The sequence below is a fragment of the Streptomyces sp. UF-297 genome, assembly GCF_058245575.1.
Window position 1 is genome coordinate 1 of the sequence record NZ_JBSIBZ010000104.1, and the last position, 23546, is coordinate 23546.

The 23546-nt window shown below is 71.4% G+C and carries 21 protein-coding genes, 1 tRNA gene and 1 riboswitch; of the genes, 12 read left to right on the top strand and 10 right to left on the bottom strand.

From position 1 onward, the window contains the following. Positions 1 to 606: 606 nt before the first annotated feature. The gene (locus tag AC4IJH_RS37720; protein ID WP_490856499.1) at positions 607 to 1554 is read right to left on the bottom strand and encodes a glucosyl-3-phosphoglycerate synthase; all 948 of its coding nucleotides are present in this window, start codon (positions 1552 to 1554) and stop codon (positions 607 to 609) included. Between the two features lie 150 nt (positions 1555 to 1704). Beyond that, a riboswitch (SAM riboswitch) is annotated at positions 1705 to 1857 on the top strand. Between the two features lie 17 nt (positions 1858 to 1874). On the opposite strand from AC4IJH_RS37720, the gene thrC reads away from it, so the two are divergent. The 5 genes from thrC (at position 1875) to AC4IJH_RS37745 (ending at position 7917) form a co-directional block, all read left to right on the top strand. Then, entirely contained in the window at positions 1875 to 3158 is a 1284-nt protein-coding gene (gene thrC / locus AC4IJH_RS37725; protein WP_490856500.1) for a threonine synthase, read from the top strand. Between the two features lie 111 nt (positions 3159 to 3269). Then, positions 3270 to 3548 carry a MoaD/ThiS family protein gene (locus tag AC4IJH_RS37730; RefSeq protein WP_468489156.1) on the top strand — a complete coding sequence of 93 codons (279 nt, stop codon included), beginning with the start codon at positions 3270 to 3272 and terminating at the stop codon, positions 3546 to 3548. 425 nt (positions 3549 to 3973) lie between these two features. Next, on the top strand, positions 3974 to 4177 hold the full coding sequence (locus tag AC4IJH_RS37735; RefSeq protein WP_003986833.1) for a cold-shock protein: 204 nt from the start codon (positions 3974 to 3976) through the stop codon (positions 4175 to 4177). Between the two features lie 311 nt (positions 4178 to 4488). Then, on the top strand, positions 4489 to 6111 hold the full coding sequence (gene groL / locus AC4IJH_RS37740) for a chaperonin GroEL (protein WP_490856501.1): 1623 nt from the start codon (positions 4489 to 4491) through the stop codon (positions 6109 to 6111). 348 nt (positions 6112 to 6459) lie between these two features. Then, complete coding sequence (locus AC4IJH_RS37745) at positions 6460 to 7917, top strand: alanine/glycine:cation symporter family protein (RefSeq protein WP_490856502.1); 1458 nt, start codon at positions 6460 to 6462, stop codon at positions 7915 to 7917. 253 nt (positions 7918 to 8170) lie between these two features. Here the strand turns inward: AC4IJH_RS37745 and AC4IJH_RS37750 are convergent, their stop codons facing one another. From AC4IJH_RS37750 to AC4IJH_RS37760, 3 genes are all read right to left on the bottom strand, one after another. Next, complete coding sequence (locus AC4IJH_RS37750; protein WP_490856503.1) at positions 8171 to 9778, bottom strand: PTS transporter subunit EIIC; 1608 nt, start codon at positions 9776 to 9778, stop codon at positions 8171 to 8173. Positions 9779 to 9881: 103 nt separating this feature from the next. Next, positions 9882 to 10820, bottom strand: coding sequence for an N-acetylmuramic acid 6-phosphate etherase (gene murQ / locus AC4IJH_RS37755; protein ID WP_490856504.1), 939 nt, complete (start codon positions 10818 to 10820; stop codon positions 9882 to 9884). 158 nt (positions 10821 to 10978) lie between these two features. After that, positions 10979 to 11932: a MurR/RpiR family transcriptional regulator gene (locus AC4IJH_RS37760; protein WP_490856505.1), complete on the bottom strand. Its 954-nt coding sequence runs from the start codon at positions 11930 to 11932 to the stop codon at positions 10979 to 10981. Positions 11933 to 12144: 212 nt separating this feature from the next. On the opposite strand from AC4IJH_RS37760, the gene AC4IJH_RS37765 reads away from it, so the two are divergent. After that, positions 12145 to 12507: a DUF8819 family protein gene (locus AC4IJH_RS37765; RefSeq protein ID WP_490856506.1), complete on the top strand. Its 363-nt coding sequence runs from the start codon at positions 12145 to 12147 to the stop codon at positions 12505 to 12507. Positions 12508 to 12511: 4 nt separating this feature from the next. Beyond that, positions 12512 to 12784: a DUF4031 domain-containing protein gene (locus AC4IJH_RS37770; protein WP_490856507.1), complete on the top strand. Its 273-nt coding sequence runs from the start codon at positions 12512 to 12514 to the stop codon at positions 12782 to 12784. Between the two features lie 49 nt (positions 12785 to 12833). On the opposite strand, the gene AC4IJH_RS37775 is transcribed toward AC4IJH_RS37770, so the two are convergent. Then, entirely contained in the window at positions 12834 to 14318 is a 1485-nt protein-coding gene (locus AC4IJH_RS37775) for an MFS transporter (RefSeq protein ID WP_490856508.1), read from the bottom strand. Positions 14319 to 14419: 101 nt separating this feature from the next. On the opposite strand from AC4IJH_RS37775, the gene AC4IJH_RS37780 reads away from it, so the two are divergent. Next, complete coding sequence (locus tag AC4IJH_RS37780) at positions 14420 to 14971, top strand: winged helix-turn-helix transcriptional regulator (protein WP_490856509.1); 552 nt, start codon at positions 14420 to 14422, stop codon at positions 14969 to 14971. A 133-nt stretch (positions 14972 to 15104) separates the two neighbouring features. On the opposite strand, the gene AC4IJH_RS37785 is transcribed toward AC4IJH_RS37780, so the two are convergent. Next, positions 15105 to 15617, bottom strand: a complete 513-nt coding sequence (locus AC4IJH_RS37785) for a DinB family protein (protein ID WP_490856510.1) — start codon at positions 15615 to 15617, stop codon at positions 15105 to 15107. Positions 15618 to 15685: 68 nt separating this feature from the next. Next, positions 15686 to 16948: a Cmx/CmrA family chloramphenicol efflux MFS transporter gene (locus AC4IJH_RS37790; protein ID WP_490856525.1), complete on the bottom strand. Its 1263-nt coding sequence runs from the start codon at positions 16946 to 16948 to the stop codon at positions 15686 to 15688. Positions 16949 to 17579: 631 nt separating this feature from the next. Here AC4IJH_RS37790 and AC4IJH_RS37795 point away from each other — a divergent pair. Next, positions 17580 to 18515 carry a D-alanyl-D-alanine carboxypeptidase family protein gene (locus tag AC4IJH_RS37795; protein WP_490856511.1) on the top strand — a complete coding sequence of 312 codons (936 nt, stop codon included), beginning with the start codon at positions 17580 to 17582 and terminating at the stop codon, positions 18513 to 18515. 87 nt (positions 18516 to 18602) lie between these two features. Here AC4IJH_RS37795 and AC4IJH_RS37800 read toward each other — a convergent pair whose 3' ends face one another. The 3 genes from AC4IJH_RS37800 to AC4IJH_RS37810 all read right to left on the bottom strand — a co-directional run bounded on the left by AC4IJH_RS37800 (position 18603) and on the right by AC4IJH_RS37810 (position 19757). Then, positions 18603 to 19289 carry an HD domain-containing protein gene (locus AC4IJH_RS37800; RefSeq protein WP_490856512.1) on the bottom strand — a complete coding sequence of 229 codons (687 nt, stop codon included), beginning with the start codon at positions 19287 to 19289 and terminating at the stop codon, positions 18603 to 18605. A 77-nt stretch (positions 19290 to 19366) separates the two neighbouring features. Beyond that, positions 19367 to 19440: transfer RNA gene (locus AC4IJH_RS37805), tRNA-Met, on the bottom strand. A gap of 77 nt (positions 19441 to 19517) precedes the next feature. Further along, positions 19518 to 19757 (bottom strand): hypothetical protein, encoded by a 240-nt coding sequence (locus AC4IJH_RS37810; RefSeq protein WP_490856513.1) that lies wholly within the window; start codon positions 19755 to 19757, stop codon positions 19518 to 19520. Positions 19758 to 19975: 218 nt separating this feature from the next. Here AC4IJH_RS37810 and AC4IJH_RS37815 point away from each other — a divergent pair, with 218 nt between their 5' ends. The 3 genes from AC4IJH_RS37815 to AC4IJH_RS37825 all read left to right on the top strand — a co-directional run bounded on the left by AC4IJH_RS37815 (position 19976) and on the right by AC4IJH_RS37825 (position 23433). Continuing rightward, positions 19976 to 21421, top strand: a complete 1446-nt coding sequence (locus tag AC4IJH_RS37815) for an MFS transporter (protein ID WP_490856514.1) — start codon at positions 19976 to 19978, stop codon at positions 21419 to 21421. Between the two features lie 174 nt (positions 21422 to 21595). Beyond that, the gene (locus tag AC4IJH_RS37820) at positions 21596 to 22810 is read left to right on the top strand and encodes a trans-sulfuration enzyme family protein (protein WP_490856515.1); all 1215 of its coding nucleotides are present in this window, start codon (positions 21596 to 21598) and stop codon (positions 22808 to 22810) included. Positions 22811 to 22917: 107 nt separating this feature from the next. Further along, positions 22918 to 23433: a MaoC family dehydratase gene (locus tag AC4IJH_RS37825; RefSeq protein ID WP_490856516.1), complete on the top strand. Its 516-nt coding sequence runs from the start codon at positions 22918 to 22920 to the stop codon at positions 23431 to 23433. Positions 23434 to 23546: the final 113 nt, after the last annotated feature.

A 23546-nucleotide genomic window follows, 5' to 3' on the forward strand; every position in this document is an offset into this window, starting at 1 on the left:
CCCCCCCCCCCCCCCCCCCCCCCCCCCCCCCCCCCCCCCCCCCCCCCCCCCCCCCCCCCCCCGGCGCCCGCGGCGGGCGGCCATCACCACGAGGCCGCCCAGTCCCAGCACCCCGAGCACGGCGCCGCTCAGCGCCAGCATCCGGTCGTCCTCGGAGCCGGGTCCGGCGGGCCGGCCGGGGGGCCGGACGCCGCCGTACGGAGTGCCGCCGGAGGCGGGGGAGCGCAGGGCGTCGGCACGGCGCCCGCCGTCGGAGTGCTGTGCGGCGGCGGTGCGGGGCCCGGTGTCGTCGTAGCGCTCGGCGGGGGCGTACCGCTGGGCGAGGTCGTAGTGCTTGGCGAACGGGGCTGTCATCTGCGCCGACGCCGGGCCCGCCACGGCGAGGGCCGCGGCGAGCGCCGCGGTGACCGCGGCCGCCACGACCAGTGCCGTGGCCGATCTGGCGAGCAGGAAACGTCGATGAGTGATCACGTAGGCAGAACGTAAAGTAATCGGCTCGTCACCTATGGCGTTTGTTGTCCGTGTCCGTGAAGAACCCGTGGCCAGGCGCGGGTTGGTCCCCAGGTGAGGCTTTTGGCGCCGGGTTGACGCCCCGGCGTGGTGCCGTCAGGCGGCGCGGCGTTCGGTGTATTCGGGGATGTCGCGCATCGGCGGGCGCTCCTCGGTGTCCACCGCCGTCGTGCGCGCCACGAAGCCGTTCTCGCCGCGCTCGAACTGGGTCAGCCGGGGGCGCGTCAAGTGGCCGCGGGTGAGCCGCAGTTGGGCCGTACGGTAGATCGCGGCGGCCATCCGGCCCAGCGCCCGGCCGTCCTGGTGGCGGTGCTTGCGCACCCCGACGTCGACCTGGGCCAGGGCGTCCAGCCCGACGGTGTGCAGCGCGTCGACGAGCAGGCCCAGCTCGACGCCGTAGCCCACGGGGAAGGGCAGCCGCTCCAGCAGCGAGCGGCGGGCGGCGTACTCCCCGCCCAACGGCTGGACGAATCCGGCCAGTTGCGGCCAGTGCAGATTCAGCAGCGGGCGGGCCACCAGCTCGGTCACCCGGCCGCCCTGGCCCGCCGCGTCGCCCAGCGGGCGGTCGTACATCGCCTTGACGAACTGCACCTCGGGGTCGGTCAGCAGCGGGCCGACGATCCCGGACACGAACTGGGCGGAGAACTCCCGCAGATCGGCGTCGACGAAGCAGACGATGTCGCCGCCGGTGGCCAGCAGCGAGCGCCACAGCACCTCGCCCTTGCCCGGGAGCGCGGGGACGCGCGGGAGGATCTCGTCGCGGTGCACGACCCGGGCGCCCGCCTCCGCCGCGACCTTGGCGGTGTGGTCGCTCGAACCGGAGTCCAGCACCACCAGCTCGTCGACCAGCGGTACCGCGGGGGACATCAACTCGCGGCGGACGGTGTCGACTATCGCGCCGACCGTCGCCTCCTCGTTGAGCGCGGGCAGCACCACGCTCACCGTCTCGCCCCGCTCACCCTTCGCGGCCAGCAGCTGGTCGAGCGGGCGGTCGGCAGCGGACCAGGAGCGGCTGCTCAGCCAGCGCTCCACCTCTTCCAGCACGTGAACACCTCTCGCATGTGACGCATCTCGCGGTTCGGACGCCTATCTCAACCGTCCGCCCCTTCGGTTACAGTCTTGAACAACGTCGATGACCGCCGCATGTCGGGGTCGCCGCCGCACAAACGCCTGGGATTCGTCCCAGCGCCATACCGCTCATCCAGAGGGGCAGAGGGATACGGCCCGTTGAAGCCCCGGCAACCCTCCAGCCGGTCTTGCCACCGCACACACGCGGTCCGCGAGGCTCCCGGCGGGGAAGGTGCCAAATCCGTCTCGCGGCGAGATGCGTCGCGAGGAAGATGAGGAGAAAGGGCCTCGCCTCCATGGCTGTGCAAGTCACCGAAAGCACCCCCGCCGTCGCTCTTGGTCCCGCCGCCGCGCTGTCCTGCCGCGAGTGCGGCGAGCGCTTCCCGCTCGGCCCGATCTTCGCCTGTGAGGCCTGTTTCGGCCCGCTGGAGGTCGCCTACGACCTGCCGGCCGGCGACCCCGAGGGCCTGCGCAAGCGGATCGAGGCCGGTCCCGACAACATCTGGCGCTATGCCCCGCTGCTGCCCGTGCCCGCCGACGTCGCCCACAAGCCGAGTCTGAACCCCGGCTTCACCAAGCTGGTCAAGGCCGACAACCTCGCCCGTGAGCTGGGCGTCACCGGCGGCCTGTACGTCAAGGACGACTCCGGCAACCCCACCCACTCCTTCAAGGACCGGGTGGTCGCCATCGCCGTCGAGGCCGCCCGCGCCTTCGGCTTCACCACCCTGTCCTGCTCCTCCACCGGCAACCTCGCGGGCGCGGTGGGCGCCGCAGCGGCCCGCGCGGGCTTTCGCTCCTGCGTCTTCATCCCGCACGACCTGGAGCAGGGCAAGGTCGTGATGGCCGCGGTCTACGGCGGCGAACTCGTCGGCATCCAGGGCAATTACGACGACGTCAACCGCTTCTGCTCCGAGCTCATCGGCGACCCGCTGGGCGAGGGCTGGGGCTTCGTGAACGTCAATCTGCGCCCGTACTACGGCGAGGGCTCCAAGACCCTGGCGTACGAGATCTGCGAGCAGCTGGGCTGGCGGCTGCCGGACCAGATCGTCGTCCCGATCGCCTCCGGCTCGCAGCTCACCAAGATCGACAAGGGGCTGAAGGAGCTGATCGCGCTCGGCCTCGTCGAGGACCGGCCGTACAAGATCTTCGGCGCCCAGGCCGAGGGCTGCTCGCCGGTCTCGCGGGCCTTCAAGGAGGGCCACGACATCGTCCGCCCGGTCAAGCCGGACACCATCGCCAAGTCCCTGGCCATCGGCAACCCGGCGGACGGGCCGTACGTGCTGGACATCGCGCGGCGCACCGGCGGCGCGGTCGAGGACGTCGACGACGAGCAGGTCGTGGACGCGATCAAGCTGCTGGCGCGCACCGAGGGCATCTTCGCGGAGACCGCGGGCGGGGTGACCGTGGGCGTGACCAGGAAGCTGATCGAGGCCGGGGTCCTGGACCCGGCGCTGACCACGGTCGTGCTCAACACCGGTGACGGCCTCAAGACGCTGGACGCGGTGGCGCCCACGACCGGGCCCTCGGCGACGATCCCGCCGAGCCTTGAGGCCTTCCGGGCCGCCGGGCTGGCCGGCTGAGCCACCCGGCCCCCGCGCCGGAGCCGGTCCACGCCCTGGTCCGGGCCCCGGCTGTCCCGTACGTCCCATAAGACTCTTTCCTCCTCCGAAGCCGCTGGAAGGCAGAAGCCCATGAGCGTCAACGTCCGAATTCCGACCATCCTTCGTACCTACACCGGCGGCAGGGCCGAGGTTCCCGCGGAGGGCGCGACCCTCTCCGAGGTGATCGCCGACCTGGAGAAGAACCACGCCGGAATCGCCGCCCGCGTGCTGGACGACACCGGCAAGCTGCGGCGCTTCGTGAACGTCTACGTCAACGACGACGACGTGCGCTTCGAGCAGGGCCTTCAGACCCCGACGCCGGACGGTGCGGGCGTTTCGATCATTCCCGCGGTGGCGGGCGGCTGCTGAGGCCCCGTACGGATCTTCGACGCCCGCGCGGCCACGTCTGGCCGGAATCGCCCCGTCCGCAATTGAAGCGGACGGGGCGATTCCGCGCTGTTAAAGGCGATACAGTTGTGACGAACCCTCTTCGAGTGCGTGCCCAACGCATATGAGAACGCGACAAGTTGTGCCCAAAGCGTGCATGCGAATTGTCGCCTTGATGCGCTTTGCCCGGCCCGACTTGCCCTGGAATCCGGGCAGTTCACCCGGTATCGCCGAATGCGCCCGGCCGGATTTCTCGTCCGATTGACCTGTTGCGCTGGGCAGTGGGGCAGATACATTCAGCGGCGGTCGACGCGTTCCGGCGCACACCCCCACCTGTCAGGGGGTGAGGTCTGACCCGGGTCCGCGGAGCGCGGTCCTGCGAAGGGCCAGTAATAGGGGAGTTAGGAATGGCTCAGGGCACCGTCAAGTGGTTCAACGCGGAGAAGGGGTACGGCTTCATCGCGGTCGACGGTGGTGCGGATGTTTTCGTCCACTACAGCGCGATTCAGATGGACGGCTACCGCACCCTTGAGGAGGGTCAGCGGGTCGAGTTCGAGATCTCGCAGGGCCAGAAGGGGCCGCAGGCGGACATGGTCCGAGTGGCCGGCTGAAGCGCCGACCGACTGCAGCGTACAGAGGCCCGTGCTCCCTGAGGGGGGTGCGGGCCTCTTGTTGCGCGCAGGGGCGCCCGTCGCGCACCGGGAGCGCAGGGTCTAGTTGTCCACAGCCGCTTGCACTCTCCCTACCCGAGTGCTAATCATTGGCGTTAGCACTCTCCGAGTGAGAGTGACAGTTAAGGACCGGGTCCGGTGAGGCCCACGGGCCGGGTGGGGCAAGGAACCACACGGCATGTAGGCCGTCCGTCGCGGGCGCCAGCGCGGTCCGGAGCAATCCACCCCGATGTCCGGGAGGACCACTTCACATGGCCAAGATCATCGCGTTCGACGAGGAGGCACGGCGCGGTCTCGAGCGCGGGATGAACCAGCTCGCCGACGCCGTCAAGGTCACCCTTGGCCCCAAGGGCCGCAACGTCGTCCTCGAGAAGAAGTGGGGCGCCCCCACGATCACCAACGATGGTGTGTCCATCGCCAAGGAGATCGAGCTCGAGGACCCGTACGAGAAGATCGGCGCCGAGCTGGTCAAGGAGGTCGCGAAGAAGACGGACGACGTCGCCGGTGACGGCACGACGACCGCGACCGTCCTGGCCCAGGCCCTGGTCAAGGAAGGCCTGCGCAACGTTGCCGCCGGCGCCAACCCGATGGCCCTGAAGCGCGGCATCGAGAAGGCCGTCGAGGCCGTCTCCGGCGCGCTGCTGGAGCAGGCGAAGGATGTCGAGACCAAGGAGCAGATCGCTTCCACGGCCTCCATCTCCGCCGCCGACACCCAGATCGGCGAGCTGATCGCCGAGGCCATGGACAAGGTCGGCAAGGAAGGCGTCATCACCGTCGAGGAGTCCCAGACCTTCGGTCTGGAGCTGGAGCTCACCGAGGGTATGCGCTTCGACAAGGGCTACATCTCGGCGTACTTCGCCACCGACATGGAGCGTATGGAGGCGTCCCTGGACGACCCGTACATCCTGATCGTCAACTCCAAGGTCAGCAACGTGAAGGACCTCCTTCCGCTGCTGGAGAAGGTCATGCAGTCGGGCAAGCCGCTGCTGATCATCGCCGAGGACGTCGAGGGCGAGGCGCTCTCCACCCTGGTCGTCAACAAGATCCGTGGCACCTTCAAGTCCGTCGCCGTCAAGGCCCCGGGCTTCGGTGACCGCCGCAAGGCCATGCTCGGCGACATCGCCATCCTCACCGGTGGCACCGTCATCTCCGAGGAGGTCGGCCTCAAGCTGGAGAACGCCGGTCTCGACCTGCTCGGCCGCGCCCGCAAGGTCGTCATCACCAAGGACGAGACCACCATCGTCGACGGTGCCGGTGACAGCGACCAGGTCCAGGGCCGCGTCAACCAGATCCGCGCCGAGATCGAGAACTCGGACAGCGACTACGACCGCGAGAAGCTGCAGGAGCGCCTGGCGAAGCTCGCCGGCGGTGTTGCGGTCATCAAGGCCGGTGCCGCCACCGAGGTCGAGCTCAAGGAGCGCAAGCACCGCATCGAGGACGCCGTTCGCAACGCGAAGGCGGCCGTCGAGGAGGGCATCGTCGCCGGCGGTGGCGTCGCCCTGCTGCAGGCTTCCTCGGTCTTCGAGAAGCTTGAGCTCGAGGGTGACGAGGCCACCGGTGCCGCCGCTGTGAAGCTGGCCCTGGAGGCCCCGCTGAAGCAGATCTCGGTGAACGCCGGCCTCGAGGGTGGCGTCATCGTGGAGAAGGTGCGCAACCTGACCCCGGGCCACGGCCTCAACGCCGCGACCGGTGAGTACGTCGACATGATCGCCGAGGGCATCATCGACCCGGCGAAGGTGACCCGCTCTGCGCTGCAGAACGCGTCCTCCATCGCCGCGCTCTTCCTCACCACCGAGGCCGTCATCGCCGACAAGCCGGAGAAGGCCGCCCCGGCCGCTCCGGGCGGCATGCCCGGCGGTGACATGGACTTCTGATCCTCCCGGATCAACCGTCCTCAGTCCGCTGGGGCGGCGCCCTCTCCCAGAGGGTGCCGCCCCAGCGGCGTTTTCGTGCTTGTTTCCGGGCGCCTCGTGCTTCCTGCCGGGCTTGCTGCGGTGTTTCCCTCCGAGCTTCCTGCTGTGTTTCCCTCCGGGCGTCTCGGCGGGCCCCGTCGGCCCGCTGGTTTTCCGAGTTTCAACGATTCACGTGATCCGTGACCAAAGTCCCTGTTCGTGATCTTTGGGCCAGGGGAGACTTTCCGGAGCTCAGAGCCGAGCCGCCCCTCTTCTCCTGCCACGGGTCGAGGGGGCACCCCGACCCGACTCAGAAGACGCAGGACGCCCATGAGCACGCTCGATTCCTTGATCGTCGACGTCAACGACGTCTTCTGGACCTATCTGCTGATCCCGCTGGTGATCTTGGCGGGGCTGTACTTCACGGTCCGCTCCAGGGCCGTACAGCTGCGGCTCTTCCCCGAGATGCTGCGGGTCCTCAAGGACAAGTCCCAGCCCGGCAGCGACGGCGCCAAGCCGGTCTCCTCCTTCGGGGCCTTCACCATCTCCGCCGCGGCCCGGGTGGGCACCGGCAACATCGCCGGTGTCGCCACCGCCGTCACCCTCGGTGGCGCGGGCGCGGTCTTCTGGATGTGGGTCATGGCGATCATCGGCGGCGCCTCGGCCTTCGTCGAGTCCGCCCTCGCCCAGCTCTACAAGGTCCGTAACAAGGACGGCTCGGGCACCTTCCGCGGCGGCCCCGCGTACTACATGCAGCGCGCCCTGAAGAAGCGCTGGCTGGGCGTCCTGTTCGCGGTCACCATCACCGTGACCTTCGGGTTCGTCTTCAACGCCGTGCAGTCCAACACGATCACCGCGGTGGCCACCGGCTCGCTGCCCAGCGGCGAGGCACAGTGGTTCGGCCCCGCGGTGGGCGTGCTGCTGGCCGTACTGCTGGGCCTGGCCATCTGCGGCGGCGTCAAGCGCATCAGCTCGGTGACCACCGTCCTGGTGCCCGTGATGGCCGTGGTCTACCTGCTGCTGGGCGCGGCCGTGGTGCTGCTCAACCTCGGTGAGGTGCCGCGCGTCCTGGGCGACATCGTCGGCGGGGCCTTCGGGTTCAAGGAGCTGGCGGCGGGCGGCGTGGGCGCCGCCATCCAGCAGGGCATCCGGCGCGGCATGTTCTCCAACGAGGCGGGCCTGGGCTCGGCGCCGAACGCGGGTGCCACCGCGACCGTGACCCACCCCGTCAAGCAGGGCCTGGTCCAGTCGCTCGGCGTCTTCTTCGACACCCTGCTGATCTGCTCGATGACCGCCTTCATCATCCTGGTCACCAGCCCCGAGCTGGGCGGCAGGCAGGGCGCCGACCTCACGCAGACCGCGCTCACCGAGACCCTGGGCGGCTGGGCCGGGCACGTGCTGACGCTGGTCGTCTTCATGCTCGCCTTCAGCTCCATGATCGGGAACTACTACTACGGCGAGTCCAACATCGAGTTCATGACCCAGAAGCGCTGGGTCCTGCCGACCTACCGCGTCCTGGTCCTGGCCGTGGTCTTCCTCGGCGCGCTCGGCTCGGTCAGCGTGGTGTGGAACCTCGCGGACGTCTTCATGGGCTTCATGGCCCTGGTCAACCTGCTCGCCATCCTCCCCCTCTCGGCCATCGCCTTCCGCCTCCTCAACGACTACGTCGCCCAGCGCAAGCAGGGCCTGGACCCGGTCTTCACCCGCGACCGGATGCCGGACCTCGACGGAGTGGAGTGCTGGGAGGCGGCCCCGTCCCGCGAGCGGGCGGCGGCTTCGGCGCGCTGATCCCCGTCTGTCCGTACGAAGGGCGGCACCTCGGAGCGAGGTGCCGCCCTCGGCGTTGTGCGGCGTACTGCTCCGAGAGGGCGGCGTACTGCTCCGAGAAGGAGGCGTACTGCTCCGAGGAGTGGGACGACGCCTTCGAGGCTCAGTTCGGGCCGTAGGGCGATCAAGAAGCGTGCCGACGACTCCGACGGCGCACGGGCCGAGGCCGCGTGATGCCGCACATCGACCGGGCGTGGCTTCTAAAGACCGCTGGTCACACCACTGCCGGCTCCTTGCCGGCGGGGGCGGGTGCTGAGAACTCCTCGGATCCCGCGTTCAGGTCGGTCAGCATCTGTCTGCTGAAGCCGAAGAAGTAGGTGGCCAGGAAGCCGGTGAGGTAGCCGGTGGCCAGGCCCAGGGCGTAGATGGTGATGGTGGCGGCGAGGCTGTGGTTGCCCTTGAGGAGGGGGAACAGGGCCCAGCCGGAGGGGCCGATGGCGGTGGAGCCGACCGCCGTACCGAGCTGGTTGAACAGGCCGACGAAGGCTCCGCCGAAGGCGCCGCCGACGCAGGCGGTGACGAACGGGCGGCCCAGCGGCAGCGAGACGCCGTAGATGAGGGGTTCGCCGACGCCCAGGAATCCCGCGGGCAGGGCGGACTTGATGGTGCGGCGCACCGAGCCGTTGCGCGGCAGGCGGAGGTAGACCGCGAGGGCCGCGCCGACCTGGCCCGCGCCCGCCATGGCCAGGATCGGCAGCAGGACCGTGTAGCTCTGCTGCTCGATGAGGGTGGTGTGGATGGGGATCAGGGCCTGGTGCAGGCCGAGCATGACCAGGGGGAGGAAGAGGCCGCCCAGGACGAACCCGGCGAGCGCGCCGCCGTGGGCCAGCAGCCAGTCGGCCGCCGTACCGATGGCGGTGGAGACCTCTCCGGCGGCGTACATCAGGCCGAAGAGCGTCACCAGGCCGGTGATCAGGACCGTGAGGGTGGGGGTGAGCAGGACGTCCAGGGTCTCGGGCACCCGCTTGCGGCACCACTTCTCGACGTACGCGGCGAGCAGGGCCGCGCCCAGGGCGCCCAGCACACCGCCCTGGCCGGGGGAGAGCCGCTGCCCGAAGGCGGTGACGTGGGCGACGCCGGGGAAGACGATGATCGCGGCGACCGCGCCGCCCAGGACGGGCGTACCGCCGAACTCCTTGGCGGTGTTGTAGCCGACGAAGACGGCGATCAGGGACATGAAGCCGGAGGCGATGGCGGCCAGGGCGGGGGCGAGCGCGGGCAGCCAGCCGAAGTTCGTCAGCAGGCCGTTGAGTCCGGCGATGATGCCGCAGCCGATGAGGCCCGGGATCAGCGGGACGAAGATGTTGGCGATGCGGCGCAGGAAGAGCTTGACGGGGGTGGCGTTCCTGGCCTTGCGCTGCGCTTTGAGGGCGGCGCCGTGAGCGGCGAGGGCGTCCGCGGTGGTGGGGTGGTGGGGCGGCGCCGCGGGGGCTTCGGCGGTCGGTGCGCGGCCCGTATCCCCTTCCCCGGCTTGCCCGGCGTCCTGCCCGGTCTTCGCTGTCCCGGTTCGCTCGGCGTCCTGCCCGGGCTCCGCCGTCCCGGCTCGCTCGGCGGTCTTCTCTGCTTGCTCTGCGGCCAGTTGCTCGAACTCGGGGGTGACCCGGGCGACCGTGCCCGGGCCCAGCACGATCTGGTACGTGTCGTCCTCGACCACGCCCAGTACGGCGGGCAGCGCCTTGAGCGCCTCGTCCTGGACCAGCGAGCGGTCCCGGATGCCGAGGCGCAGGCGGGTCATGCAGTGGGCGATGGAGGTGATGTTCCCGGCGCCGCCGACGAGGGGGAGGATCGCGGCGGCGGTGGCGCGGTTCTTGTTCTCGGTCATGGTGCGGGCGCTGTTCTGTGCGGGGGCCTGGGGAGGGGCGACTTCCTTGTGCGCAAAGGCGGATCAGCGTACGGAGCGGCTGACCGGCGTACGGAACGGTGGATCAGCCGCTCTGTACGGAGGCGAGGGCGGCGCGCAGATGGCCGTGGGACTCGGCCAGGAGGCGGGCCGCCGTCGGGCCGTCGACACCGCCGAGGACGGCCAGGATGGCGTTCTTCACCTCCCCGCCCGTGGCGGTGAGCGCGGCCTCGATCTCCGCTTCCGGGGCGCCGGTGGCCAGTGCGACGATGCGGCGCGAGCGGGCCCGCAGCTTCTCGTTGGAGGCGCGCACGTCCACCATGAGGTTTCCGTAGGTCTTGCCCAGGCGGATCATGGTGATGGTCGAGAGCATGTTCAGTACGAGCTTCTGCGCGGTGCCCGCCTTCAGGCGGGTGGAGCCGGTCAGCAGCTCGGGGCCGACGACGACCTCGATGCCGTGCTCGGCGGCCGCGGCCAGCGCTGAATTGGCGTTGCAGGAAAGGCCGATGGTCAGCGCGCCCTGGATGCGGGCGTGCTCGATGGCGCCGATGGCGTACGGGGTGCGGCCGGAGGCGGAGATGCCCACGACGGTGTCGTCGGCGGTCAGCCCGATGGCGTTGAGGTCCTCGGCGGCCAGGTCCTTGCGGTCCTCGGCGCCCTCGACGGCGGTGACCATGGCGGCGGGGCCGCCCGCGATCAGCCCGATGACCTCGCCGGGGTCGGTGTTGAAGGTGGGCGGGCACTCGCTGGCGTCCAGCACCCCGAGCCGGCCTGCCGTACCGGCGCCCGCGTAGATCAGCCGGCCGCCGCGGGCCATGCGCTCGGCGATGCCGTCGATGGCGTCGGCGATCCGGGGGAGCTGGGTGGCGACGGCGGCCGGGACGGTGGTGTCCTCGCCGTTCATGATCTTCGCGATGTCGAGGGTGGAGCGCCGGTCGATCTCGGCGAGCTCGGGTCGGAACGCCTCGGTGGTGAGGGTGTCCAACTGGGCGCGCAGCGCGGCGTGGTCGGCGGTCGAAGTCATGGTGGTGACGGCTCTTTCCGGTGCTCGTACGGCTCCGTACAGGGAGATCGGTGTGGATGTGGGCGTGGGTGTGGATGTGGGTGTGGGTGTGAGGGTGGGTGCGGTGTCGCGGTCGGCAGAGGCGGGGCCGGGGCCCGCGGCCGAGGGCAGGGCCGGGGCTAGCGGTGGTGGCCGCGCGGCGGGGCGTGGCGGTGGGCCAGGGCTTCGTAGGAGGCGGACAGGGCGGGCGCCGCGGTCTCGTACGTGCGCTGTGCGACGCCCACGAACAGGCAGTCCACGACGAGGAGTTGGCTGGTACGGGAGGACATCGCGGCGGGCCGCAGCTCGCTCTCCCGGGCCGAGGAGGTGGTCAGGACGAGGTCGGCGTAGGAGGCGATCTCGCCGTCCGGGCGGCCGGTGATCGCGATGGTCGTCGCGCCGTGCTCGAAGGCGACCCGCAGCGGCTCTATGACGTCGGTGGTGCGCCCGGAGTGGGTGATGGCGATGGCGACATCGCCCGCGCGCATCTGCACGGCGTTGGTGACGGCGAGGTGCGGGTCGGAGTGGGAGTGCGCGATCAGGCCGATGCGCAGCAGCTTCTGCACGAGGTCCTGGCCGACGAGGCTGGAGGCGCCGATGCCGTAGACGTCGATACGGCGGGCGCCGGCCAGCGCGGCGACGGCGGTCTCCAGCTGGGTGGTGTCCAGCCCGGCAGCGGTGTCGGCCAGGCACTGCTGCTCCTCCTGCGCGAGCTTGGCGACCACGTCGCTGATCGAGTCGTCGACCGCTATGTCGGCGGTCACGGCGGGCGCGCGCCCGGCGGCCTGCTGGGCGGCGAGGGCGGCCAGCGCCAGGCGCAGATCGCGGTAGCCCGGGTAGCCGAGCAGCCGCGAGGTGCGCACGACGGTGGCCTCGCTGGTGCCCGTACGCTCCGCGAGGCCGGTGACGGTGAGCGCGGCACAGCCCGCCGGGTCGCCGGCGACGGTCTCGGCGACCCGCTGCATGGAGCGGGTCATGGACGGCGCGAGGGTGCGCACCTTGGCGGCCAGCGCGGCCGGGGCCGGGGGGCTGGCGGGGCGGCCCGCGGCGTCGGCCCCGACCCTGCTGAAAGTTTCCTTCAGGATTTCGCTCACCATTGAAAAGTAATTTCACGGCGTGGAGGGAGTCAAGGGCTTCCCGATCCTGTGGATAACTCGGCTCAAGATCTTTGGTGTGGGTGCGGGTGCGAGTGCGAGTGCGGGTGTGAGCGCGGATGCGGGTGCGGCGGTCGGCAGCGGGTGTGAGGGGCGTGACGGGCGCGACAGGGACGGCGTGGTGTACGGGGCCCGCGCGCGACAATGGGGCCATGGAGTTGGAACAGGCACTGCACGCCGCACGGGCGCTGGTCATCGCCGATCTGATGGCCGGCGAGGTCGCCGACGCCGATATCGTCTCGCTCGTCGAGGACGCCGTGGTGCACCGCCGGTGGTGGGTGGAGCAGTGGCCCGAGGGTGCCGAATTCGTGGCGGGGCTGGTCGCGCAGGACGTCCAGGACGCACTGCTGGAGCGGTACGGCCGCTGGCCGCTGTGCCCCGTGTGTACGGAGGCGGGCGACCCGCACGCGCTGGACGTGGAGCCGGAGTTGGGCCCCGACCCGCACTGGGTGTGCCCCAAGACGGCGGTGGCGGTGGCCCGCGTCGGCTCGCTCGGCGCCCCCTTGGGAGGCTGACCGCGTGGCGATCTACATAGACCCGCCGACCTGGCCGGGCCACGGCCGGCTGTGGTCCCACCTGGTCAGCGACGAGTCCTTCGCGGAACTGCACGCCTTCGCGGCCCTCATCGGCGCACCGGGCCGGGCCTTCGAGCGCGACCACTACGACGTGCCGGAGGAGCGCTACGAGGACGCGGTACGGGCCGGCGCGGTGCAGGTCGGCAGCAAGGAGCTGCTGCGGCGGCTCACCGAGGCCGGGCTGCGCCGCCCCAAGTGGCGCGGGCGGCGCGGCTGACGCTCCGCCGGAGCGCTCCGCCGGAGCGCTCCGCTGGACGCGCGGCGTGTCATCTGCGGGCCGTCTGTGGCTGGTCGCGCAGTTCCCCGCGCCCCTTTGCCCCGGCGTGCCGACTCTTGTCCGCCGTGCGCTCGTCCTCCGTGCGCTGGTCCGTCGTGCGCTCCCGGCACAGTGCGACAAAGGCGGCGCCGGTGAGGGTCAGGGCGCCGGAGACGACGGCCGCGTAGCTCATGCCGGTGCCGAACTCGTGGGCGGGGAGCCCGTCGTGCGGGGCGGCCGCCAGGATGGCCGCGACGAGGGCGACGCCGATCGACGAGCCGAGGTAGCGCGAGGCGTTGTTCGCGGCTGAGCCGACGGCCACGCGGTGGGGCGGGACGCTGCGTACGGCCAGGCCCGCGAGGGCGGCGTTGACCACGCCGCTGCCGAGGCCCGCCAGCGCCAGGCCCGGTACGAACCGCCACCAGGAGGAGTGCTCGCCGATCCCGGTGAGCGCGAGCTGGCCGACACCGCACAACAGCAGCCCCGCCGCGACCTGTTGGCGGTCGCCGATGCGCCCGGCCAGCCGGCGGGCCTGCGGGGCGGCCACGAACGACAGGCCGGACCAGACCGCCAGGACACCGGCGCTCTGCAGTGGGCCGAGCCCGAGGATGCTCTGGGCGGCGGTGGGCACGTAGGTCATGAATCCGACCACCCCCGCGCCGATGGCCAGCGCCCCGACCATCGACGCACGGAAGGCGGGGCGCCGCAGCAGGGACAGGTCCAGCATCGGTTCGGCGGCGCGCAGTTCGACCCGTACGAAGGCCGCCAACAGCAGCAGCGCCACGGCCAGGAAGGCGAGGACGTGCGGCTGGTGCCAGCCGCCGCGCCCCTCGATGAGCGCCGCGATCAGCAGCGAGATGCCCAGTCCCAGCGTCAGCACGCCCGGGAGGTCGAACCGGCGCCTTCCCTCGGTGCGGGACTCCGTCAGGGACCGGGCGCCCCAGGCCGTGACCAGCGCGGCGAGCAGCGCGATGACCCAGTAGGCGGCCCGCCAGGGGGCCACCTTGACCAGCAGCGCGGCGTACACCGGGCCGAGCGCGATGCCGCCGCCCACCATCGCGCCCCACAGCCCGGTGGCCCGCGCGCGCTCGGGGCCGGGCGGGAAGGTGTGCCCGATCAGGCCGAGGCCGGACGCCAGCAGCGCGGCGCTGGCGGCACCCTGGACGACGCGGCCGAGCACGAAGACGGGCGCGCTGGGTGCGATGGCGCACGCCGCGGTCGCCGCCACGAGGACCGCGCCGCCGAGTACGAAGACCCGCTTGCGGCCGTAGCCGTCCGCGAGGCTGCCCGCCGCCATCAGGCAGGCCGCGAGCCCGACGCTGATGCTGCCCAGGATCCAGGTCGGCCCCGACGCCCCGGCGCCCAGGTCCGCCGCCACGATCTGCACGGTCGACACGGGAGCGGTGAAGTTCAGCAGCGCCAGCAGGGTCGCCGCGCAGGCGATCGCCAGTGTCGCGCGGGCGGCCGGCCGGTGGCCGGCGGGTTCGGTCGTCACTACTACCCCCAAGGTCGGCGCATTGGACACGCAGACCGTAGCAGGGGTGGTTCAATGAATGAACCAATAGGTTCGAAAAGTGAACTGCTAGGGTGAGGGGTGTGGGACTGGGACGGAGTTACGCAGGTCAGGACTGTTCGCTGGCCCGCACCTTGGAAGTGGTCGGCGAGCGCTGGACGCTGCTCGTGCTCCGCGACTGCTTCTACGGAGTGCGGCGCTTCGGCGATTTCCACGCGCATCTGGACATTCCACGGGCCGTGCTCACGGACCGCCTGAAGGCGCTGGTGGCCGTCGGCGTCCTGCAGCGCCGCCCGCGCGCCACGGGCGTCGAGATCGACTACGTACTCACCGAGCGCGGGCTGGACCTGTGGCCGACGGTGTACACCCTGTCGCAGTGGGGCGAGCGGTGGCTGGCGCCCGACGGGGCCCGGCGGATCTTCAGCCATGCGGAGTGCGGTACGGATCTTGCCGCGACCGGGCTGTGCCCCGCGTGCGGCGTGCTGCCGCCGGCCGCGGACCTCGTCGTCCGCCAGGGGCCCGGGGCGGATCCGGGGCTGCGGCAGGACCGGGTCAGCGGTGCGCTGCGCGCTCGCCCGCACCGGCTGCTGACGGAGCTGTTCCCGGAGCCGGGCGGGGGCGCGTCTGGCGCGTAGCGCCTGCCCGGTGAGCGGTGGTCGGTCGGCTGCGGGTTGTCTGTGGCTGGTCGCGCAGTTCCCCGCGCCCCCTATGCACGCGGCGGAGCCGCATATTGAGGCGGCCTGCGCCCCTTAATAGGGCCTGGGCCGCTCAGAGTTGCGCCGTAGTGTTCGCCCCGTCCAAGGACTCGCGGAGGATGTCCGCGTGGCCTGCGTGTTGGGCGGTTTCGCGCAGGAGGTGTAGCAGGATGCGTTCGGCCGACCAGTGGACGGTCTCGGGCGGCGACCACGGTGAGCGCGGCAGCGGTACGGTCCGGTCGAGGCCGTCCAGCGCCGCGAACGCCGCGTCGGTGGCGCGGGCCGCGGCCTCGTACTCCTCCAGGAGCCCGGCCAGTGTGTCGCCCGCCCCCATCGCGTACTGGCCCCTGTCGAACATGCCGTCCGGCACCGAGCCGTCCCCGCTGACCATGATCCGGGTCCAGACGCGCTCACCCCGGGCGAGATGCTTGAGGATTCCGCCCAGGGTGAGTTCGCCGGCCGTGGTGCGCTCGGCTGCCTGCTCGTCGCCGATCCCGCGTAGGGTGATCAGCAGGGTCTCCCGCTGCTCGCGAAGCATCCGCAGGATCTCGCCGCCGCCCGCGCTCCGGTTCCCGTACGCAGCCATGGCCCCGCCCTCCTGTCGCTCCCACCCGGCCGGTGGGTCGGTGGGAGCGACAGTACGAGGCATATAGGTCAGTTACGGTCCGCGTTGGCCGTACGGACGGACTCCTGAGCGAGGGCGTCGCCCTGGCCGCCGGAGCTCCGGCCCGCGTCCTCGGAGGAGGCGACCAGTCGCGAGGCGCTGGTCGAGCGGTGCAGGCGGAAGGCGACGGCGGTGGTGAGCACCGCGACCGCCGCCAGTCCCGCGGCCGTCAGGGACACGATCCGGTAGCCCCAGCCCGCGCTGATCACCAGGCCGCCGAGCCACGGCCCGATCGTGTTGCCCATGTTGAACGCCGAGGTGGTGGTGGCGCCCGCCAGCGTCGGCGCCGCGGTGGCCACGTTGAACATCCGGGCGTTGAGCGCGGGCGCGGTGGCGAAGGCGGTGACGCCCAGCATCAGCGACAGCGCGATGGCGGCGACGGGGCTGTGCGCGGTGAGCGCGAGCAGTGCCAGTACGGCGGTGGAGGCGGTGATGCCGCCGAAGATCGTCCCGAAGAGGTGCGCGTCCGCGATGCGCCCGCCGATGTACGTACCGATCAGCGCGCCCACGCCGAAGAGCGCGAGCACGGTGGGCACCCAGCTCTCGGCCAGCCCGGCGGTCTCCGTCAGCAGCGGTGAGAGGTAGGAGAAGAGCGCGAAGACCGCGGCGCCGTTCAGGGCGGTGGCGATCAGCGCCAGCCAGACCTGCTTGTCCTTGTAGATGGTCAGCTCACGGCGCAGCTGCGGCCGGTCGTCGCCGGTGGGCACCTGCGTACGCGGCACGAAGGCCAGCACACCGACGAGCCCGACGGCCGACAGCGCGGCCACCGCCCAGAACGCGGCCCGCCAGCCCGCGTGCTGCCCCAGCAGCGCGCCGGCCGGGACGCCCGCGATGTTGGCGATGCTCAGCCCGCCGACCATCACGGCCATCGCCCGGGCGCGGGCGTTGACCGGCACGAGTGAGACGGCGACGGCCGCGCCGACTGCCCAGAACCCGGCGCAGGCGAGCGCGCTGATCACCCGCGAGGCGAAGAGGATCCCGTAGGAGGGGGCCAGCGCACCGGCCACCTGGCCCAGGCCGAAGACGGCGAGCAGGGCGATCAGGGTCGTACGGCGGGGCAGCCGCAGCGTCGCGGCGGCGAGTACGGGGGCGCCGACCACCATGCCGATCGCGAAGGCCGAGACCAGCAGGCCGGCCTGCGGGATGGTGACGCCCAGGTCCCGGGCCACGGGCTGCAGCAGCCCGGAGAGCATGAACTCGGAGGTGCCGAGCGCGAAGACGGACAGGCCGAGGATGTAGACGGCGACGGGCATTTTCGGGCGTGCGGATATCCGGTCGGTAGGGTCAGGCATGACACGCATGAACAGCGCGGGGGCGGTTTACATTCCCGGGCCCGTGTAAACGGGGCCGAGGGGAGCCGGTCGTCCTGCCGCAGCCGGGGGTGTGCGGCCCGGCGTCCTCGCGCGTACGTGACCTCGAACCCCTTCGCGCGTGACCAGGCGATCGACCCGTTCTGCGCGTCGCAGATCTTCCCGTACGTGGCCAGCAGCTACCCCATCCCGCTCGCCTGCCTCCACACTCCACCCGCACAGACCACCCACCGCGGCCCGACCCCCCCGCCCACCCTCAACTGCCGCCCCCACCGCCCCGCGCCCCCGCTCCGCCACCCGGCCGAGCCCCACCACCCCCGCCGAGCCCCACGCATCACCTGCCATGCCCCACGCATCACTTGCCGAATTCCTCACCGGCACACCCACGGCTTTCCCGGTGATCTTCCGGCGGACTTTCCCGGCGTTTCGTGATCATTGCTATGGGCGTCGGAGGGGCCGGGGCGGGGCGGGTGAAAAATGCCGACGGGGCGCATCCATGGGGGTGTTTTAGGTGTCTCATGAGTGAGCGGCGTTCTCATGTGGCCGCACCGCAGGGGTATTTGGAGTAATTGACTTGAGAATCGGCATTCAGGGTATTCACCGCGTATCTGCCGTAGTTGTCACCGCGGGGGCCGTTCTGTCGGCGGGTGTGCTCGCGGCTCCGGCGCAGGCCGCGGCGGCGAAGGCACCCACAGCAAAGGCCGCCAAGGCTGTGCAGGCGCCCGCGGCGCCGGCGATCGACGCCAAGGGCGGCTTCGTGATGAACAACGGCACGGGGGCGACGCTCTTCGGCAAGGCCGCGGACACCCGTCGTTCCACCGGATCCACCACAAAGATCATGACGGCCCGGGTAGTGCTCGGGCAGCGGAATCTCAACCTGGATTCCAAGGTCACGATCCAGAAGGCGTACAGCGACTACATCGTCGACAACAACTGGGCCTCGTCGGCCAGGCTGATCGTCGGCGACAAGGTCACCGTCCGTCAGCTGCTGTACGGGCTGATGCTGCCCTCGGGCTGCGACGCGGCGTACGCGCTGGCGGACAAATTCGGCAGCGGCAGCACCCGGGCCGCGCGCGTGAAGAACTTCATCGGCCAGATGAACGCCACCGCCAAGAGCCTGGGGCTGAAGAACACCCACTTCGACTCCTTCGACGGCATCGGGCGCGGCGCGAACTACTCGACCCCGCGCGATCTGACCAAGCTGGCCAGCAGCGCGCTGAAGTACTCCACGTTCCGTACGGTCGTGAAGACGAAGTCGACCAAGCAGAAGGTCACCACGAAGAGCGGTGGCTACCGCTACATGGAGTGGACCAACACCAACAATCTGCTCGGCAGTTACTCCGGCACCATCGGCGTCAAGACCGGATCGGGTCCGGAGGCCAAGTACTGCCTGGTCTTCGCCGCCACCCGCAACGGCAAGACGGTCGTCGGTACGGTCCTGACCGCTTCGTCGGTGGGCAACCGCACCGCGGACGCGAAGAAGCTGATGGATTACGGCTTCAAGAAGTAGCCGGGCCGGAACGGCAAGAGGGCCCGCTCGCGGGTGGTCGCAGCCTCCTGCGGCCGCGCGGGCGGGCCCTTCGCGCCGCGCGGCGCCTCAGCCGCCGGAGGTCAGCAGCTCCAGTTCGGTGGTGAGGTTGTGGCGGGCGGGGCGCTCCCACTCCGCGTACCCGTGGGGGGTACTGAACAGGCGGGGCAGGGCGAGGAGTTGGCGCAGTACGGCGGCGCGGCCGGCGCGGAAGGCGTCCTCGGGGACGAAGGAGTACTCCTCGCGTACGGCGGCGGCGTAGGCGGCGTACGCGGACGGGGAGCCGGCCAGGACCGCGAGGTCGGCGTCGCACAGCACCTCGCCGTTGCGGTCGCCGGGGGCCGGGGCGTGGGTGACCGTGAGCCGGACCAGGCGGGCGACCTCGGCGGTCAGGGCGGCGGGCAGGCCGAGTTCGGGCAGCGCGCGCTCGGCGAGGGCGGCGCTGCGCTCCTCGTTCTCGGAGCGCTCCGGGCGGTAGACGGCGTCGTGGAACCAGGCGGCCAGGCGTACGGCCCCGATGTCCTCGGCGTGCGCGGCGAGTTCGTCGGTCCGGTCGAGGACCGCGGCCAGGTGGTCGGGCGTGTGATAGCGGCGCTGCGGCTCGGCCCAGCGGGCGAGGAGGTTGGCCGCGTACGGGGCGGGGTCCGGGCCGTCCGTGCCGTGGGCGGTGCGCAGGGCGTGGACGGTGTCGAGCCAGCGGTGGTGGAGATCGGCCGTGAGCGGGGCCGCGGGCTCGGGGGATGTCGTGGGCGCCATGGGCAACATTGTGCGCGGTGCGCGCGGCGGCGCACGAAGAAGGCCCGGCAGCTGGCTGCCGGGCCTTCTTCGATGAGTAGCGGGGACAGGATTTGAACCTGCGACCTCTGGGTTATGAGCCCAGCGAGCTACCGAGCTGCTCCACCCCGCGTCGGTGAAATGAACTCTACGGCACAAGATGACTGAGGGGAAATCGGATGACGGGCGGCCCCGGGCGGGGCCGCGGCGCTACCGCTGCCGGGGGCGGCGGCGCAGGCCCCAGGTGCGGAACTTCCGGGCCGCGAAGGCCCCAACGGCCAGCGGCACCAGCAGTTCTGCCCAGCCGAGGACCGCGGGGGCGTCGAGGATCCAGGAGATCGCGGCCGCGCCGAGCAGGGTGCACAGCGCCGCCGCCGTGAGGAAGACCAGGCCCTCCAGCCACCACATGGCCCGCGTCGGCCGCTCGTGCTCGCCCGCCGGATAGCTCATCGAATCCCCTGTGTCGTGCGGCAGTGTCCCCCGCAGCCTGCCATTCGTGCCGGAAAGGCACGAAATCGGGGGACGGGGTCGGCGTTCGCGGGGCGGGGCAGGTGACGGACTTCTGCGGGATCGGGGTCGGGCGCTATCCATCACATACCCCTAGGGGGTATGTTGTTGTCCCTCTGCAGTTACCCCCTAGGGGTATAGAGAAGAGAAGGGGTAGGGCAATGTCAACCGTCAATCCCCGGCGTTGGTGGGCGCTTCTCGTGCTTGCCGCCGCCCAGTTCATGGTCATCATGGACACGTCCATCATCGGTGTGGCGCTCCCCGGGATGCAGAAGGATCTGGGCTTCTCGCAGGGTGGGCTGCAGTGGGTGTTCAACGCCTATGTGATCGCGCTCGGCGGCCTGTTGCTCCTGGGCGGGCGGCTGTCCGACCTGCTGGGGGCCCGTAAGGTCTTCGTCTCCGGCTGGGTGGCCATGATCGCGGGATCGGTCGTCGCGGCCGTGGCGACCAGTGCCGGGGTCGAGATCGTCGGGCGCGCGGTCCAGGGGGTGGGCGGCGCGCTGATCACGCCCGCCGCCATGACGCTGCTGATGATGCTGTTCGGGCACAACCCCAAGGAGCTGGGCAAGGCGCTGGCGATCTACGGCGCGGCGGCTCCGGCGGGCGGCACCGCCGGTGTGTTCCTGGGCGGCGTGATCACCGAGTGGCTGAGCTGGCCGTGGGTGTTCTGGGTGTACGTACCCATCGGCGTCGCCACGCTGCTGGCCACCGGGCTGCTGCCGAAGGTCGCCGGACGCCGCGGCTCGGTGGACGTACTCGGCGCCATCGCCGTCACCGCCGGTCTCGCGCTCGCGGTCTTCGCGGTCGTACGGGCCCCGGAAGCGGGCTGGGGTTCCACCGGGACGATCCTCGAACTCCTCGGCGGTGTGGTGCTGTTGGCGGTCTTCGTCGGCATCCAGAAGGTGCTGCGCCAGCCGCTGATGCCGCTGGGCATCTGGCGCACCCCGCGGCTGGGCACGGCCAACCTCTCGATCCTGCTGCTGGGCGCCGCCTGGATCCCGATGTGGTACTTCCTCAACCTCTACCTCCAGCAGGTGCTGGGGTACGGGGCGTTCGCCAGCGGCGCCGCGCTGGTGCCGATGACCGCGCTGATGATGCTGCTGATGGTCGTGGTCACCCCGCGGCTGCTGGCCAGGCTCGGCGCCAAGACCATGATCGTCGGCGGGCTGCTGGTGCTCGCGGGCGGCCTGGTGTGGCTGGCCACCGTGCAGCCGACCGGCACGTTCCTGGTCGATGTGCTGCCCGCCTCGCTGGTCTCCGCCGTCGGCATGTCCCTGGCGTACATCCCCGGCCTGATGGCCTCGATGGCAGGCGCCCCGCAGGAGCAGGCGGGTCTGGCCTCCGGCATCGTCAACACCACCTACCAGGTGGGCTCGGCGCTCGGCCTGGCCGCGCTGACCGCGATCGCCACCTCGCAGGGCGCGGGCCAGCTGGGCAACCTGCCCCGCCTCACCGACGGCTTCAGTGCCGCGTTCGTCGGCGCCGCGGTCGTCTCGGCGGCCGGCGCCCTGCTGACCCTGCTGTTCATGCGCGGCGAGAAGGCCGTGGCGGTCTCCGCCTCTGCCTCCGCCGAGAGTCGCCCGCAGGGCGAGCGGGTGAGTGCCTGAGCGCTTCGCCGGGCGCTCCGCGGGGAGTGCGGCGGTCGGCTGCGGGCCGGTGGGGGCTGGTCGCGCAGTTCCCCGCGTCCCTTAAGGGGCGTCCCGCTGCGGGGTCGTCCGATGCCTCAGGTGGGCGTCGGGCGGCCCCATTTTCGTGTGCGTCGTCGGTTGGGAGGAAACAGGGTGAATTCGAGGGAGCAGGATCTGCGGACGCGGGCCGTGCACGGAGTCAAGGAGGTCGCGGGGGAGGGGAGTTGGCCGCTCAGTGTGCCGATCGTGCAGTCGACGGGGTTCGCGTTCGGGTCGGCGGACGGGCTGGCGGAGGCGATGGAGGGGCCGGAGGGGGCGTACGTCTACGGCCGGCGCGGGAACCCCACGGTGCGGGCGCTGGAGCGGACGCTGGCCGACCTGGAGGGCGGGGCGGCGGCGATCGCCACCGGGTCGGGGATGGGGGCGATCAGCGGGGTGCTGCTGTCGCTGCTGCGGCCGGGGGACCATGTGCTGGCGCAGCGGTGCCTGTACGGCGGGACCTATGCCGTGCTCGGCGATCTGGCCGAACGGTTCGGCGTCGAGGTGGAGTTCATCGAGGCGGGGGCGGGCGGGGCGGGGGCCTTCGAGGCGGCGGTACGGGACCGTACGCGGCTGCTGTTCCTGGAGACGATCGCCAACCCGACCGGTGAAGTGCCGGACCTGGAAGGGATGCTGGCGGCGGCGCGGGCCGCCGGGGTGGTGAGCGTGGTGGACAACTCGCTGGCCTCGCCGGTGCTGTGCCGCCCCCTGGAGTACGGGGCGGACGTGGTGGTGCACTCCACGACGAAGTATCTGGGCGGGCACTCCGACGTGCTGGGCGGGGCCGCGGTCTTCGCCGACGCGGAGCTGCACCGGCGGGTGTGGGGCAGGGCCGTCGAACTCGGCGCGTCCGCCGCGCCGTTCGCCGCCTGGCTGACGCTGCGCGGCATCCAGACGCTGCCGCTGCGCATGCGCCAGCACTGCGCCAACGCCGAGGCCATCGCGGACCGGCTGGCCCGCCATCCGCAGGTGACGGCGGTGCGCTGGCCCTGGCTGCCCTCGCACCCCTCGTACGGGCGGGCGCGCAAGCTGCTCTCGGGCGGCGGCGGGATGGTCTCCTTCGAGCTGGCGGGCGGCCGCGCGGCGGGCCGGGCCTTCATCGAACGGGTGCGCCTGGCGCGGCTGGCGCTGTCGCTGGGCGGGGTGGAGACGCTGGTGACGCACCCGGCGAGCACCTCGCACCGCGAGCTGGGCGAGGCGGCGCTGGCGGCGGCGGGCATCGGGCCAGGGACGGTACGGATGGCCGTCGGCATCGAGTGGGTGGAGGACCTGTGGCGCGATGTCGAGCAGGCGCTGAACCCGAACACGACGGCGGGGAACCGTACCTGACAGATCGATAGATTTGAGGTCGCCAAATAAATGGCTGATTCTTAAATTGGAGTCATTAAGGGAACGTTACTCCTGGGCTCCGTCAAGGGCTCCGACAAGGGGGCGCCATGCGTTACTTCGAGGACTTCCGTACCGGTGACGTCCATGATCTGGGCACCGTGACCGTGGACGAGCAGGAGGTGCTGGAGTTCGGGCGGCGCTTCGACCCCCAGCCCTTCCACACCGACCCCGCCGCGGCCGCCGCCTCGCCCTTCGGCGGACTGATCGCCAGCGGCTGGCACACCGCGTCGATGTTCATGCGGCGCTACGCCGACGGGCTGCTCGCCTACAGCGCCTGCGCGGGCTCGCCGGGCGTCGACGAGATCCGCTACCACCGGCCCGTACGCCCGGGGCAGACCCTCACCGCCCGGGTCGAGATCCTCGGCTCGCGGCCCTCGCTGGGCAGCCCCGCCACCGGCATCGTGCAGCCGCGGTGCCAGCTGGTGGACGAGGGGGGTGTGGTCGTCTTCAGCATGATCCTGCACAGCGTTTTCTGGCGGCGCCCGGCCGAGGGGGAAGCGTCCGCCGAGGGCACCGCGGCGCGGTGCGCGGCGCAGGATCCGGCGCCTTGTGCGCGCCGCTGAGCCGAGTGCTTCGCCGGGCGAGTCGTGTTTCGTCTGCGGGCGCGTCGTGGCTTGTCGCGCAGTTCCCCGCGCCCCTATGGGGCGCCCTTCTCTGAATCCTTATACCGAGTGAA

Bases quoted from the DNA above. Each gene is read 5' to 3' on its own strand.
- AC4IJH_RS37815 (WP_490856514.1), top strand. From the start codon at position 19,976: ATGTCAACCGTCAATCCCCGGCGTTGGTGGGCGCTTCTCGTGCTTGCC.
- AC4IJH_RS37785 (WP_490856510.1), bottom strand. From the start codon at position 15,617: ATGGCTGCGTACGGGAACCGGAGCGCGGGCGGCGGCGAGATCCTGCGG.
- AC4IJH_RS37790 (WP_490856525.1), bottom strand. From the start codon at position 16,948: ATGCCCGTCGCCGTCTACATCCTCGGCCTGTCCGTCTTCGCGCTCGGC.
- AC4IJH_RS37810 (WP_490856513.1), bottom strand. From the start codon at position 19,757: ATGAGCTATCCGGCGGGCGAGCACGAGCGGCCGACGCGGGCCATGTGG.
- AC4IJH_RS37730 (WP_468489156.1), top strand. From the start codon at position 3,270: ATGAGCGTCAACGTCCGAATTCCGACCATCCTTCGTACCTACACCGGC.
- thrC (WP_490856500.1), top strand. From the start codon at position 1,875: ATGGCTGTGCAAGTCACCGAAAGCACCCCCGCCGTCGCTCTTGGTCCC.
- AC4IJH_RS37800 (WP_490856512.1), bottom strand. From the start codon at position 19,289: ATGGCGCCCACGACATCCCCCGAGCCCGCGGCCCCGCTCACGGCCGAT.
- AC4IJH_RS37735 (WP_003986833.1), top strand. From the start codon at position 3,974: ATGGCTCAGGGCACCGTCAAGTGGTTCAACGCGGAGAAGGGGTACGGC.
- AC4IJH_RS37825 (WP_490856516.1), top strand. From the start codon at position 22,918: ATGCGTTACTTCGAGGACTTCCGTACCGGTGACGTCCATGATCTGGGC.
- AC4IJH_RS37765 (WP_490856506.1), top strand. From the start codon at position 12,145: ATGGAGTTGGAACAGGCACTGCACGCCGCACGGGCGCTGGTCATCGCC.
- groL (WP_490856501.1), top strand. From the start codon at position 4,489: ATGGCCAAGATCATCGCGTTCGACGAGGAGGCACGGCGCGGTCTCGAG.
- AC4IJH_RS37750 (WP_490856503.1), bottom strand. From the start codon at position 9,778: ATGACCGAGAACAAGAACCGCGCCACCGCCGCCGCGATCCTCCCCCTC.
- murQ (WP_490856504.1), bottom strand. From the start codon at position 10,820: ATGACTTCGACCGCCGACCACGCCGCGCTGCGCGCCCAGTTGGACACC.
- AC4IJH_RS37745 (WP_490856502.1), top strand. From the start codon at position 6,460: ATGAGCACGCTCGATTCCTTGATCGTCGACGTCAACGACGTCTTCTGG.